At 50.5% G+C, this 13,859-nt stretch carries 9 protein-coding genes, 3 tRNA genes and 2 pseudogenes; 2 read left to right on the top strand and 12 right to left on the bottom strand.

Annotated features, from left to right (window positions below; all coding sequences use genetic code 11):
• Positions 1-82 precede the first annotated feature (82 nt).
• The 9 genes and pseudogenes from AB4Z33_RS24055 to AB4Z33_RS24015 form a co-directional block, all read right to left on the bottom strand.
• Positions 83-3,538 carry a glycosyl hydrolase 53 family protein gene (locus tag AB4Z33_RS24055; protein ID WP_442052321.1) on the bottom strand — a complete coding sequence of 1,152 codons (3,456 nt, stop codon included), beginning with the start codon at positions 3,536-3,538 and terminating at the stop codon, positions 83-85.
• A gap of 173 nt (positions 3,539-3,711) precedes the next feature.
• Positions 3,712-5,268 (bottom strand): response regulator, encoded by a 1,557-nt coding sequence (locus AB4Z33_RS24050; RefSeq protein WP_442052320.1) that lies wholly within the window; start codon positions 5,266-5,268, stop codon positions 3,712-3,714.
• A 170-nt stretch (positions 5,269-5,438) separates the two neighbouring features.
• Positions 5,439-6,305, bottom strand: coding sequence for a protease modulator HflC (gene hflC, locus AB4Z33_RS24045; protein ID WP_442052319.1), 867 nt, complete (start codon positions 6,303-6,305; stop codon positions 5,439-5,441).
• The gene (hflK, locus tag AB4Z33_RS24040; RefSeq protein ID WP_442052318.1) at positions 6,302-7,351 is read right to left on the bottom strand and encodes an FtsH protease activity modulator HflK; all 1,050 of its coding nucleotides are present in this window, start codon (positions 7,349-7,351) and stop codon (positions 6,302-6,304) included. Before hflK ends, hflC begins: the two co-directional genes overlap by 4 nt.
• Positions 7,352-7,436: 85 nt before the next feature.
• On the bottom strand, positions 7,437-8,090 hold the full coding sequence (locus AB4Z33_RS24035; RefSeq protein ID WP_442052317.1) for an SGNH/GDSL hydrolase family protein: 654 nt from the start codon (positions 8,088-8,090) through the stop codon (positions 7,437-7,439).
• A gap of 138 nt (positions 8,091-8,228) precedes the next feature.
• Positions 8,229-8,855: an FMN-dependent NADH-azoreductase gene (locus AB4Z33_RS24030; RefSeq protein ID WP_442052316.1), complete on the bottom strand. Its 627-nt coding sequence runs from the start codon at positions 8,853-8,855 to the stop codon at positions 8,229-8,231.
• Between the two features lie 177 nt (positions 8,856-9,032).
• Positions 9,033-9,233 (bottom strand): annotated as a pseudogene (locus AB4Z33_RS24025) (response regulator transcription factor); the annotation flags it as partial.
• Positions 9,234-9,322: 89 nt separating this feature from the next.
• Positions 9,323-9,746, bottom strand: a pseudogene (locus AB4Z33_RS24020) (response regulator); the annotation flags it as partial.
• Between the two features lie 29 nt (positions 9,747-9,775).
• Positions 9,776-11,416 (bottom strand): GAF domain-containing sensor histidine kinase, encoded by a 1,641-nt coding sequence (locus AB4Z33_RS24015; protein ID WP_442052315.1) that lies wholly within the window; start codon positions 11,414-11,416, stop codon positions 9,776-9,778.
• Positions 11,417-11,709: 293 nt separating this feature from the next.
• On the opposite strand from AB4Z33_RS24015, the gene uraA reads away from it, so the two are divergent.
• The gene (uraA, locus tag AB4Z33_RS24010) at positions 11,710-13,020 is read left to right on the top strand and encodes a uracil permease (RefSeq protein ID WP_442052314.1); all 1,311 of its coding nucleotides are present in this window, start codon (positions 11,710-11,712) and stop codon (positions 13,018-13,020) included.
• A gap of 144 nt (positions 13,021-13,164) precedes the next feature.
• On the top strand, positions 13,165-13,503 hold the full coding sequence (locus AB4Z33_RS24005) for a L,D-transpeptidase (RefSeq protein ID WP_442052313.1): 339 nt from the start codon (positions 13,165-13,167) through the stop codon (positions 13,501-13,503).
• Positions 13,504-13,554: 51 nt separating this feature from the next.
• On the opposite strand, the gene AB4Z33_RS24000 is transcribed toward AB4Z33_RS24005, so the two are convergent.
• The 3 genes from AB4Z33_RS24000 to AB4Z33_RS23990 form a co-directional block, all read right to left on the bottom strand.
• A tRNA-Leu gene (locus tag AB4Z33_RS24000) sits at positions 13,555-13,639 on the bottom strand.
• 49 nt (positions 13,640-13,688) lie between these two features.
• Positions 13,689-13,764, bottom strand: a tRNA-Lys gene (locus tag AB4Z33_RS23995).
• Between the two features lie 5 nt (positions 13,765-13,769).
• Positions 13,770-13,844: transfer RNA gene (locus AB4Z33_RS23990), tRNA-Glu, on the bottom strand.
• Positions 13,845-13,859: the final 15 nt, after the last annotated feature.

The following is a 13,859-nucleotide window of genomic DNA, read 5'->3' as shown; positions in this document are numbered from 1 at the left end:
TGTTACCATATGAGACGAATTTCCCGCACACCTGTGCTAACGTATATAGGCATCAAATATACTAATTCACCATTGCCTATCGTTATTTGCTAAGCAATCGATATACAACCGCAGCCGACTCCGCGCGAGTTAATGAAGCCTGAGGATCGAAGCCCGAATCCGTTCTGCCTTTGAGCAATTCCAGCCCATAAGCCGACTTCACCGCCTCTAACGCCCAGCCGCTTATTTGATTCAAATCCGAGAATGGCAGCACGGCTTCTACAGATGTGTTCTTGCCTAATTGAAGCTCGTATGCCTTCACCAGCATCACGGCCATCTCTTCCCGCGAGATCAGCGCATCTGGGTCAAAGGATGTCGCGCTGCGGCCTTTAATAATGCCTGCATTAAACGCAGCGTTAACAGCAGACGCATACCAAGCAGATGACAGAACATCCTCGAAACGATTTGACAACGCACTTTCGCTCATATTTAACGCGCTCACTAGCATTGATGTAAATTCAGCCCGGCTAATCGCTCGACCCGGCTCGAATGCTGTTGCCGATACACCTTTAACGATGTCCTTGGTAGCAAGCTCCGTAATCGGGCCATATGCCCAATGTGCAGCTGGCACATCATTAAACCGTCTAATGACTTCTAGCACCCCGTATGCGCTAAAATGTTCAATCTCGGTTGTCCACTCGCCATTCGCCCATTCGCCGCCTACATACGTCAGTTTGCCATCTTCACTAACATAATAGATGCCGCTATAAGGAGCAGGAGAAGCAGATGCCATCCGCAAAACAAGGGGCTGGCTGAATCGGTTCAGCACTGCCTCATTCCCTGCCTCGCTGCGAATCGACAGTTTGAAATCGAAGGCGCTGCCTTGCAGCTTCACATCTGTATTCGCAAGCGCCGAACCGTTCTGCGACAACATCGCATTTAGCTTGCTGCTGTCTATCGGCTGAAGCGAAATGGTTATGGTGCTTCCCGAACCAGCTGCTAGCTCGCCAAGCTTGTTGCGCAGCTCCGTCAATACTGCTGCCGGAATCTCTAACGCTGTCGTTCCATTGCTAAGCTTGAGCGTTCCTTTCTCTAAAAGATCATAGAGACTCGACGGAATCTCTACAGAGGTAACATTCGCAGGAATCTTTACCGAAAGATTACCCTGTCCATCCTGCTGCAGCTGTTCGCGGGTAAGATTAACCGTATTCGTATCCGTAGCGACAACTTCGCCGGATGCTCCATCGTCTATGCTAGAAGGGGCCTTCTCCGTCATCATAAGCTCGACATCGTCAATGAATCCCCATGTTTCGGCTAGAGCTTCAACGTCAAAACCGATCGTTAGCTTCCCGTTGTTGACGACGATCCCTTCGATTTCGTACTGTTTCCAATTGTTATAGCCTTCGTTGACAATATCGACGGTAAGAGGCGCTTGCGAATCATTCTTCTGGGCGAATAGTTTAAACTTCGTCTCGCCTGCTCCTCCCGACACCCATGCCTTCAATGTATACGTGCCTTTCGGCAGCGAGGTGATCGTTTGCTTTAGCTTATAAGCATAATCCGTTCCGTACCAGTAGTTGAAAACATGACTGCCGGAATGCGAATTTCCCGCATTTTCCTCGATTTTACCCGCATCAGGTGTAACCTCGAGCGTCCAGTGGTTTAGATCTCCGTTCTCAAAGCCGCCATTTTTGACGTTGTTCGCAAATTGGAGTACCGTGATCTCGATGCTTGCCTGTTGTTCAAAGCCATCTACAGTACCGTTAATCGTGAATTTTCCTGGCGAATTCCACTTGGAATCGTCTATCTCATCCCAAATAACGGCCTTCTCTCGAATCGTCCCTTCGTTATAGAGAACCTTCACCGTTGCAGGCAGATCAACCGGAGCTCCCTTCGGCGTCGTCAGCCCCATGGACGGATATACAAGCACCGGCTCAGCATCTCCCATACTGCCAGGCGTGTAAAGGAAAGCGTCCAAGGAATCGAGCGCATTGCCTTCAAAGTCGAACATCGCTTGATTCTCCCAACCATTTCCTTCGCCCGATGTCCAGCCTACTCCAGCAAGCCAAGCCGGCTCCCAATAGAAAGCGCCAAGACCCATGCCGCCATCGACATTCGCTACTGTATTAAGCACCATCTCCGTGACGAGCTTTTGATTCGCGACCGATGCTTCGAAACCTGCGATGTCAGTCTGTGCTTCCGTTGCGATGTTGCCCAGGTCATCGGCATTGTCGAGCGTATACGGATAAGCGGTTTCCGCTACGACGATTTGTTTGCCGTAACGGGCAGCCATATCGTTCATATTCGTCTTCAACTGCTGGAAAGTTCCGTGCCAATAAGGATAATACGACATGCCGATCACATCGTAATCAAGCTCATTTTCCTTCGCTTTATCGAAGAAATATTGGAATGCAGAATTATTTCCGCCCTCAGCCAAATGCAGCATGATTTTCGTTTCATGGCCGTCCGGCGTCGTATCGCGAACTCCCTGTATACCCGCCTTCAAAAGCTGAGCTAATTGATCGTATCGGCCAATAGCTCCATCCGGCAGCAGCATGCCGCTGTTGATCTCATTACCCACCTGCACCATATCGGGATATGCATCAACATCCGCCAAATCATTCAGCACGTCTTCCGTATAATCGTATACGGCAGTTTGGAGCTCGGCGAAGGTTTTGTTCTCCCATTCTTTCGGCTTCACCTGCTTGCCCGGATCGGCCCAGAAGTCCGAGTAATGGAAGTCGACCAGCAGCTTAAGGCCGGCTGCCTTGACCCGTTGCGCCATCTCGATCAAGTGCGCCTTGTCGTTGTAGCCGTCGGCTTCGACCGGATCATTCCATAACCGCAGGCGCACATAGTTGACGCCATGATTTTTCAAGATATCGAGCAGATCAGCCTCGATCCCATCCTCGTAGAACTTGATGTTGTTATCCTCAAGCGCCTGCAGCGTCGAGATGTCTACGCCTTTGATGAAGTCCTCGGGGTCCAAAGGCTCGCCCTCGACATCCGTTCTTACGAGCTCGAAATCATCGAAATAACCCCATGCCCCCGCTGGCGCATCCACCGCGATGCCAATCTCCACCCGCCCATTCGTAACCACAATGTTGCTTACTTTGTATTGATTCCAGTTGCCGTAGCCGTTATTGGCAGCGGGCGTGCTCAGCTTGCTGCCTCCGAAGTCGTCGGCATATAGCGATAATGCTGGATTGGCGCCTGCGTCTGCACCGCCCGATACCCATGCTCGCAGCTCATACGTGCCGTTATCTATGCCGGTAACGGTTTGTTTTAGACTGAATGTGTAAGCTGCTGCATTCCAATATTCGTAACCGTAGCTGCCGGAATGCTTTTTCCCCGCATTGTCGTTGCTAGCTTTGCTCGTCGAATGTGATCCGGATACTACCCAATTTGTCAAATCACCGCTTTCGAAGCCCCCGTTCTGCACTTTATTCGGGCCCTCAAGCGCAGATACACGTATGCCTGGTCCCATTCCTGCAACCGTTGTAAGCGTTATCATAAATAGGATGACTAGAATGATTCGTTTGCGCCACATCGCTTTCATTGTTATCCCCCTTATGGTTAATGCTCTAATTGTAGTTCTCCGGCAAGCCGCTTGGACATCGAGTAAAGCAACTAAAACTAATACCATTTCTACGATTTCCCACTTTTCTGCAAGCTTTTTTGCGATAAAAAAAGCCGGAGCAGGGTCATAACCTGTTCCGACGCGATTTAACTCTATATTTTGTTTTTCTTCCGGTACTCCCCAGGCGTCATGCCTGTCGATTGTTTGAATTGGCGATTGAAGTAGATAATGTTTTTGTATCCGACCTTCTCGGCTATTTCGTATACCTTAAGCGTTGGATCGGCGAGCAGCGTACACACCTTGTTCATCCTGCGCTCATTAAGAAAGTCGCTGAACAGCGTTCCCGTCTCCTCCTTGAACAGATGACCGAGGTAGTTCGGCGTGAAGTCGAAGTGAGCCGCGACCTCCTTCAATGTAATACGATGCTCAAGGTGATCATCCACATACTGCGAAATTTCCTCGAATAGCTTGCGCTTCTGCTTCTGCCCTTTGACATACAACAGCTCCGAAAGCTCAAAAAATCTTCTTCGCAGCCACGACAAAATATCATCCATCGTCTCGAATTGGAACAGCACGGCCGGCTGGTGCGAATCCCACTTAAGCAAATCGTACAAATTCTCGTTCCGTTGGAGCAAATCAGCATGCAGCTTGGACGTAATTCGAATGATGAGGTCGTAAATATCATTTTTGTGCGCGATGGTGACATTGTCATTGAACAGCCGCAGCAAGCAGTCATCAACGAGCACCAAATCATATTCCAAAATCGCTTGAAGCATCTGGTTGACGCTTTCCTCCACGTTTGGTGCGAGAGCGCGGCGGCTCGATGATTGCGAGACATCCTTAATGAGTCTGTTTTTGCCCAGCAGCCACTTCGCGCTTAGCGCTGCCTCTGCCTGTCTGTACGATTCACGAAGCTGTCCGAAATCTGCCGCATGCATTCCAATGCCTATTGTGATGGTGATCGGGAACTCGGCGCGAACCGCTTGAATGAGCTCCTGAAGCAGTGTCCCTAAACGATCGTCATGCATGCCGGATAACAGAACAATCCGAGAATTATGCGCTACAATGAGTGTCCCGATATGATGATCGCGCACAAATTGCAGCACGAATTGGGTATGCTGGGCGAGCTGCGATCTACGCTCTTCATCAGTCAGCTTCCACTCCACATCATCTCGCTCGATAATTGCGACAGAGGTCCCTATTCGAAGCAGCTGCTCCACGAAAGGTTTAATATGCTCCTGCGGCTCGTCGTGAACGGCGTCGTTGAACCAGCGCAGCAACAGCTCCTGGTTCACAAGAGACAGCGCCTCCTCTACACTGCGATGACGCTCCCGCTCCTGCTCGACCTTGCTGCAAAGCGATGCCAGCATGTCATAGAGCTCTCCATCGTCCACCGGCTTTAACAAATAGCCTGATGCGTTCAGATGCAGAGCTTCCTTCGCGTAGCTGAAATCCTCATGTCCGCTAATAAAGACGAGCTGTGCTTGCGGATTGATCTCCTTCGCCTTACGCGCAAAGTCGATCCCCGACATAATCGGCATCCTGATATCCGATAATATAATATCGATCTGCTCCGACTCCATAATCTTTAGCGCGGCAAAGCCGCTATTAGCTGTTCCAATTACGTTAAGCGGCAGCGAGCTGCCTGCGACTCTTCGCCGCAGCCATTCCAAATCTATTGCTTCATCGTCGACTAGCAGCACATTCATGCCAGACGTACCTCCTTATGCCTCATCTCAAAGTGTTCAATCGTCTTGCCTTATTATTGCTCAAATCATATACGATCGTCTGCAATAAATAAATAGCTGCTTCAGGCAAACAACAAAAAAAGCCAAACAAAGGATATCCCTTCGCTTGGCCTCAAGATTCTAAATGCTGATTACTGTCCTAATAAAATCTTCGCGTACGGCGAATCGATCGGCAGCATAATGACCGGCTCGTTCTTCAAGGTTGTCACGTAGCTCTCCAAAGTGCGATACAGGCTGTAGAACTGGGCGTCCTTGCCGTAAGCCTCATTATAAATCTTCGCGGCTTCCTTCTCGCCTTCGGCAATGATCTTCTTCGCGTCCGACTCCGCTTGCGCCAGAAGCTCGGTGGCGGTACGATCCGCTTTGGACGTGATTTTGCGCGATTCCTCGTCGCCCTCGGAAAGGTAACGGGCCGCAATCGATTGCCGGTCGGATATCATACGGTTGTATACGCTCTGCTTGTTGCCTTCCGGCAAATCGGTGCGCTTAATGCGGACATCGATCACTTCGATGCCGTAGTTGTCTCTCGTTAGGGCAGCTGTAACATCCTTCGTAATCTCGTCGTTAATGTTCCCTCGCTCCGTTTTTTCGCTAATGATGTTGTCGTAGTTGACCTCCGACAGCTTGCGGCGGACGGAGTTGTAMACGGCTTCGTCTATACGCTGAACGCCTCCGCTGACAGACTGGACGGTACGAAGGAATTGCTCGGCATTCGTGATACGCCACACCGTGTAGTTGTCGACGATAATCGGTTTTTTGTCCTTCGTCAGAATCGAAGTTGGATTGCTTTCATAGGTCATCTGATACTTTGGCAAMGAAGATACGTTTTCGATGAAAGGCAGCTTGAACTTCAGTCCCGGATTGCTCTCGGCTCTGACGGCTTCCCCGAACTTCAGAACGACCTTGTATTCGCCTTCCTTGACGATAAACATTGATCCGGACACCAGTATGAGCAGCACGACCGCTGAAATGATCATGATCCACTGATTACGCTTCATTGCGCGTCACCTCCTTGGGGAGTTTGCTGCGGCAATGTCGCAGGGTTCGTCGTTTCAGGCTGCTTGGCCGTGCTTCCGCCTTTGAGCAACTCGTTAAGCGGCAAATAGTTGACCGTATCGCTGCCCGAATTCGTAATGAAAATTTGTGCATTCGGCAATATTTTCTCGAGCGTCTCCAGAATCAAGCGGCTTTGCGTGACGTTCGGATTGTTCTTGTATTCGCCGTAAATCGCGTTGAACTTGGCGACGTCGCCTTCCGCGTTCAGGATCCGCGACTTCTTCTGGCCTTCCGCGTTCTCGAGAAGCGCCTGCGCTTCGCCGCGGGCCTTCGGAATACGATCGTTCTCGTATTTCGCGGCGTTATTGATCTTTGTGTTCTTCTCCTCGCGCGCGTTCGTTACTTCGCGGAACGCTTCCTCGACCTGTCCGCTCGGCGGCTCGATGTCCTGGAACTTAATATCGATGATCTGAATGCCGGTTTTGTACTTCGACTGAAGCTCCAGCAGCTTCTCCCGCACTTTATCCTGGATGACGGTTTTGCCGTCCGTAATCGCGTAATCCAGCTTCTCCGAACCGATAACCGAGCGAATCGATGAGCTGGCCGCATTGCGAAGAAAATTTTCAGGATCGTCAATGTTGTAGAGATAATCGTGAATGTTGCTAATTTTCCACTGCACGACCGCGTCCGCCGAAACGATATTTTCGTCTCCGGTGATCATAAGCGCCTCTTCTTCAACCGGCGTAACCGTATCTCCATTCTGACGATAACCGATATGGATGCGCTGCGTCAGCTCGGCCTTTACCGTAATGACTTCCTGAATCGGATAAGGCCATTTGAAGTGGAGCCCCGCCGACTCCTCGCTCGTATACTTGCCGAACGTTAGGATGGCGGCCCGCTCCTGCTCTTGCACCGTATAAAATGACGAGAAACCAAGATAAATGACTACGATTGCGGCAGCCGCGATAAGAATCGCTTTTTTCACCGTTCCTGGCTTTAGCGGCTCTGGCTTACGATTATTGCTCTCCACATTTGTATAGCCGTCCAAGTTGCTCAGAATGACATCTCTCCCCTCTGTGATGTTAAGCTTATGAGGGGTAATACGGTTTTAGATGCCCAAAGGTCTCATTTTTCTAATCAAAAGTAATTCCGCCATCCTTAACGGCCTTCAGCCATTCCCGGGCTATCAGATCATGCCCTGCTGTCGTCGGATGCACTCCATCCCATATCCAATACTTCGCTTCCGCGCGTTCACATGCATCGTTAAACGTCTGTTGCAGCGGTACGAATATAGCCCCGAATTCAATTGCCAGACTGCGAACGATGGCCTGATATCGGTCTAACTGCTCCGACCACACGATCCAACGCTCTTCCGTTGCGCCCGTTCTCAGTATAAACGGCTCGCACAATACAAGCTGCACATTCGGCAACACTTCCTTCGTTTCTTCAAGCAAGTGGCGATAAGCCCGCTCGAACCGGTCGGTTACGCCCGTCGGCTCTTCGTTCACGATACGCCATGCGTCGTTCACGCCGATCATGATGCTGATGACGTCTGGCTTCAAGCTAAAAGCATCCTCATTCCAACGCGCGTATAAGTCAGAAACCCGGTTGCCACTAATGCCTCTGTTATAAAACACGGGCTGCGCTTCCGCGAACTCTCTGCCCAGCTCGGCGGCAGCAATGTAGGCGTAGCTATGTCCAAGCACATGATTTGGATCGTCGTTTCTCCCTCTGCCGCCATCCGTAATGGAGTCGCCTTGAAACAATACGACTTTGCTTTTCCCCATCCGCAATCATTCCCCTTAATCGAATATGTATTTTCCAAGATCATTATATACTAGCTGTACATTTCAAAATAGACCTAAAATACCTCAAAAAAAACAGGCCCCGCGTCGCTTGGACGCGGGACCCGCTTCATATCCGAATTAGAATACAAGTGCTTCTTCTTTGGCTTTGTTGATTCCTTGTTCAATAATTTCAGCCGCTTGGCCAGGCAGTTGGTTATGGCCTTCAACGATAATCGTCGAGAAGTCGGTTACACCGAAGAAGCTCATAATGTTGCGAACGTAGTTCAACGACATTTCTGCTGCTGCAGCTGGACCTTCGGAGTAGATGCCGCCTCTTGCGTTAATAAGAGCGACTTTCTTGTCAGGAATAAGGCCGACTGGACCTTGCTCCGTATATTTGAACGTTTTGCCCGCTTGGTAGATGTAGTCAATGTACGTGTGCAATACCGCTGGAATTGTAAGATTCCAAAGCGGGAAGCCGAATACGACTTTGTCAGCAGCAAGGAATTGATCGATATATTTGGCAGCAACATCGAATGCCGCCTTCTCAGCAGGCGTCATGTCAATTCCGCGCGGTGCCTTGAAGTTGCCGTTGATCATGTCGGCGTTCATGTAAGGCAGCTCTTCTTGGAACAGGTCAAGCTCGATAATTGTATCCTCTGGGTGGCTTGCTTTATAAGCATCCAAGAACGCATGGTATAGTTTCACGCTGACAGCTTGCTCGATCGAACGGTCATTTGCTTTAACGAACAGTATAGTGCTCATTTTGTAACCTCCAATAATATCTATATATTTTATTAGTTTCGTACTTTGTAGTACTTACTTTATTTTATATAGTTTGTTGGAGCGACGCATCGGCAATTAGACTGAAAATMAAGTTCTTCTTCGTCATCATTGATTAGGACTAGTCTTACGACTATCGTCTTAAGACCTCATGAGTCTCTACGGCTTCGTGCCGCCGTTCATATGATGCTGGACCGCATATAATGCGGCCTGTGTCCGGTCCGAGAGCTGCAGCTTGCYCAAAATATTGCTGACATGCGTCTTGACCGTCTTCTCGGCTACGACGAGCGATTGGGCAATGTCTTTGTTGCTAAGACCTTGAGCAATAAGCTGGAGCACTTCCTTCTCGCGCGGGGTGAGCGATTCGTGGCGCTCTGCTGGCTGGAAATCCGTAACGCGTCCGTCTCCCATAGTCATAGACGTGCCTTCCGCTCCCTCTAGCTCTTGTCCCTGTGGTTTAAACTGCGTCAGCAGTGCTCCCGCAATATCGGGATGAAGCTGAACATTGCCCTTATGCGCGCTGCGGATTGCCTCAGCCAACTGCTCCGGCTCGACATCCTTCAGAATGTAGCCTGACGCTCCAGCCTGAAGCGCGGGCACGACATGGCTTTGATCCGAATAGCTCGTAAGCACAAGCACCTTAATATGAGGATATTGCGCGGTTATGAGGCTGCATGCCTCGATGCCATCCATGACCGGCATATTCAAATCCATTAGAATAACGTCGGGCTGCAGCTCAACCGCCCTCTCCACCGCCTCCTGCCCGTTTCCCGCTTCCCCTACAATTTCGAAATCAGGCTGCATCGTCAAGAAGAAGGAAATGCCTTTCAATACGATTTGGTGATCGTCGACTAACAATAGTTTGATCTTCACGGTAACTCCTCATTCCTTGCTCATAATAGCTATGATTCGTATTGATCAAGCGGCATCTTAACCGCGATAACGGTTGGTCCTCCCAGATTGCTCCTTACGTTGAATTGCCCCCCGAGCTGCTCCGCGCGCTCTCGCATCGACAGCATGCCAAGCGTCAGACCGCCCTTTCTATTGTCGAGGGAAAAGCCATTCCCCTTGTCCATTACTTCAAGTGTAACCTCTCCTTCAGCAAGCACAAGTTTAACGTAAGCGATCACCGTCCCCGAATGCTTGCGGACATTATTTAGCGCTTCTTGCCCAATGCGCCATAACGCTTCTTCGACTGCCCTCGGCAACTGCTTCAGGCCGCTAACTTGCTCATATATGGTGAGTCCCATGCTCTGTCCATGCTGTTTTAGAGCGCTAAGCAAGCCGTTCTCTAGACCGGCCGGATGCAGTTGCCAAATAAGCGACCGCATTTCCTTCAGCGTCTCCTGTGACAACTGCTGTATTTCTTTCAACGATGCGCGAACATTTCCTTCTCTGTCCTGCAGCAGCGTTTCCGCTCCCTTGGCTATGAACGATAAGGAGAATACCTTCTGCATGACCGAATCGTGCAAATCCCTCGCCACGCGGTATCTCTCCTCCATGCGCGCCAGCTCGCGCCTCTGCTCGTAGACACGCAGGTTTTCGACGCATAATGTATAGTGATCGCCCAGCGAGTACATAAAGTCCTCATGATATTCATCAAAATGTCCGCGGATCGGGCTGCTGATAAACAGTACGCCGATCGAGCGATTTCGCACGCGAAGCGGAATGGCCGCCGCCGAGGCATAAAGCGGAATCCCGACGCGTTCCAATGAAGGACAAGCCGTATGCTCTGCATTGGACACGACGAACAGCTTGTTGTGACGGAAGGCCGTGCTAATCGGCCCGTTATCATCGATGCTAAGCGACTTCCACTCCTCGTGAGCCTCCCCTTCGGTATAGAACGCTCGTAAGGACAACTCCCCGTTCTCGTATATGAACAGCGACACATGCGGCCAGTTGAACGAATTGCCGATTTCTTGCACCGCTTTGATGGGAAGCTCATTAATGACGCCGATTGCGTGAATCCGTTGTATGACGTCGCTTAGCTTCGAATAATGCAACGCATTCTGCTCCTGCGACTGATAAAGCCTGATTCGTTTTATTGCCGTTCCGATCTGAAAAGCAATGGCCTGCAGAAGCGCCAGTTCGTCCTCTGTAAAACATTCCTTGCCGGGATGTGCCACGTTGAGAAGACCGAACTTGTCTTTGCCCGCCTTCAGCGGCACCGTTGCATGATGCGAAATGCCGAGCGTTCCCTCCTCGAGCCCTTCGGCAATTGCGTATGTAATCCGCTTGCATTCGATTGTATTGACCGCATGAGGAAGCTTATTGCGCCTATAGCGCTCGATGCACCAGCAATCCTCTCCGCACATAGCCTCCTGCCCGTTCGCCGCAAGCGCCGGAGGCAGTCCATAAGCGGCTTGGCATTCGCTCTCCATCGACTCATCCATCATAAAGATCCAGCCCGTACTAAAGCCCGTCACCTGCAGAAGCTTTCCAAGCACCTCGCTCAGCATCTGCTTCATATCATTCGTCGTATTCAGCAGCTCCGCAATTTCTTTGAGCGCGGACAGCTGGTTCGTTCTATTTTCGCTAGACATCAGCAACGCACTCCTTATCGTATTCGCCGCTTACTTTATCGTATATAAGCCAGTATACCGTTTCACAACTGGCATCGTCGACGTCTATTCTTCACCTCGTACTACTTTTTCCGAGAAGCGAAGTAACTCGATAAAACGAGAATAATGTCGAATATTATTAGAAAACGCTTGCCAAAACAATACTAACCTATGTAGAATCATCAAGGGCCATTTTTATTACCAAACTTATTGGCCTACGGAATGTTCCATTAGCGAGCTCAGCTTGCACTACAATTTGAGAGGATTTTTCGATCATGAAAAACGTAATTGGTGTTAATGAAAGACCGGCTATCGGCACAAGCATTATGCTTAGCCTTCAGCATTTGTTCGCTATGTTCGGCTCGACTGTGCTCGTACCGAATCTGCTTGGCGTCGACCCGGCGATTTGCCTATTGATGAACGGGATCGGCACCTTGTTATATTTATGGATTTGCAAAGGTAAAATCCCTGCTTATCTCGGCTCCAGCTTCGCCTTTATCGCCCCCGCCGGCGCTGTTATCGGCGACCAAGCGGCTGGCGGCGGCAGCTATGCTGCAGCTCTTGGCGGCTTCATTGCAGCGGGCGTCGTGTTCACGATTGTTGCCCTTATCGTTCAAGCAGCCGGGACAAGCTGGATTAACGTCGTATTCCCGCCTGCAGCTATGGGCGCTATCGTAGCGGTTATCGGCTTGGAGCTAATACCGGTAGCTGCCAAGATGGCAGGCTGGATTATGCCGGACGGACTTACGCCGGAGGAAGCGTCAAGCTGGTCGCCTGACGGCAGTATTGTTATTCTGTCCACGATCACTCTCGCAGTAACCGTGCTCGGGTCCGTGCTGTTCCGCGGCTTCCTGCGCATCATTCCGATCTTGATCGGCATCGTAGTCGGTTATGTCCTTGCTTTTGCAATGGGGCTCACCGACTTTACGCTCGTTGGCGATAGCGGCTGGATTCAGTCGCCGACATTCACGGCGCCTGTTTTCCAATGGGCTGCAATATTAACAATACTGCCTGCCTCGCTCGTCGTAATTGCCGAGCATATCGGACATTTGGTCGTAACAAGCAATATCGTGGAGAAGGACCTGTCCAAAGAGCCTGGTCTGCACCGCTCCTTGCTCGGCAACGGCATCTCAACGATCATTTCCGGCTTCGTAGGCTCAACGCCGAATACAACATACGGAGAGAACATCGGCGTACTGGCCATTACGAAAGTTTACTCCACCTTCGTAATTGGCGGAGCTGCCGTGCTAGCGATCATTCTATCGTTCTCCGGCAAATTCTCGGCGCTCATCTCCGGCATCCCCGTTCCCGTTATGGGCGGGATATCGTTGCTGCTCTTCGGCGTTATCGCAGCTTCCGGATTGCGTATGCTCGTCGAATCGAAGATCGACTATGGAAGGCCGACGAATATGTTCCTAACAACCGTCGTTCTCGTTACGGGCCTAAGCGGCGTGAAGGTTACTTTCGGCGACTTCTCGCTGTCGGGCATGGCGCTTGCCACAGTGGTAGCGATCGTGCTTAGCCTGCTGTTCAAGGTGTTCGAAGTATTGAAGCTCTCCAACGATACAGAAGCTACAAAACATTAAGCAAAAGGGACGAAGCATTCATGCTTCGTCCCTTTTGCTTTGTCTCACCGCATATACCACGCAAAAATAGGCTTGTATCGCCTTCGAGCGTCTAAGCCTCCTCACATATGCCTTCATACGATGAAGCAAAGGAGGGTGCAACCTATGCCCGCATATCGGATTATTGTTGACCTGTCTGACCGAATGCTTCATTTGCTGGATGATGATATCGTCGTACGCTCGTTTCCTGTCGGAATCGGTACGATGGTTACTCAGACGCCGACCGGCGAGTTTACGATCATCAATAAGCAAGCCAATCCCGGCGGACCATTCGGTGCCTTCTGGATGGGGCTCTCAAAGCCTCACTATGGCATACACGGAACCAACGATCCTTCCTCGATAGGCCATCTTGTATCACATGGCTGTATTCGAATGTACAACGACGATGTTGTCGCGCTATCCAAGCTTGTCCCCGTCCGTACACGCGTTACGATACGCCCTTGAAATAACAAAAAAAACCTTGCCGCTTAAGCAAGGATTGGGTTTGAATAAGTATGGTGCGGTAGACAGGATTTGAACCTGCACGTCCATGGGACACTACCCCCTCAAGATAGCGTGTCTGCCGTTCCACCACTACCGCACATATTGTGTTGCCTTCTCACTGCATTCGCTTCGAGGGAAGAAACAAATGGTGAGCCATGAAGGACTCGAACCTTCGACACCCTGATTAAAAGTCAGGTGCTCTACCAACTGAGCTAATGGCTCGTAAATGGTGACCCGTAGGGGATTCGAACCCCTGTTACCTCCGTGAAAGGGAGGTGTCTTAACCCCTTGACCAACGGGCCTTAAATTGCATTAGG

Origin of the sequence: Paenibacillus sp. 2TAB19 (genome assembly GCF_052115185.1) — a bacterium.
Classification (GTDB): domain Bacteria; phylum Bacillota; class Bacilli; order Paenibacillales; family Paenibacillaceae; genus Pristimantibacillus.
The sequence above is the reverse complement of the archived record's forward strand: the minus strand, read 5'-3'. Positions and strand labels throughout refer to the sequence as shown.

Excerpts from the sequence above, each read along its gene's own strand:
- AB4Z33_RS24055 (WP_442052321.1), bottom strand. The coding sequence starts at position 3,538 with ATGAAAGCGATGTGGCGCAAACGAATCATTCTAGTCATCCTATTTATG.
- AB4Z33_RS24050 (WP_442052320.1), bottom strand. The coding sequence starts at position 5,268 with ATGAATGTGCTGCTAGTCGACGATGAAGCAATAGATTTGGAATGGCTG.
- AB4Z33_RS24035 (WP_442052317.1), bottom strand. The coding sequence starts at position 8,090 with ATGGGGAAAAGCAAAGTCGTATTGTTTCAAGGCGACTCCATTACGGAT.
- AB4Z33_RS24030 (WP_442052316.1), bottom strand. The coding sequence starts at position 8,855 with ATGAGCACTATACTGTTCGTTAAAGCAAATGACCGTTCGATCGAGCAA.
- AB4Z33_RS24015 (WP_442052315.1), bottom strand. The coding sequence starts at position 11,416 with ATGTCTAGCGAAAATAGAACGAACCAGCTGTCCGCGCTCAAAGAAATT.
- uraA (WP_442052314.1), top strand. The coding sequence starts at position 11,710 with ATGAAAAACGTAATTGGTGTTAATGAAAGACCGGCTATCGGCACAAGC.
- AB4Z33_RS24005 (WP_442052313.1), top strand. The coding sequence starts at position 13,165 with ATGCCCGCATATCGGATTATTGTTGACCTGTCTGACCGAATGCTTCAT.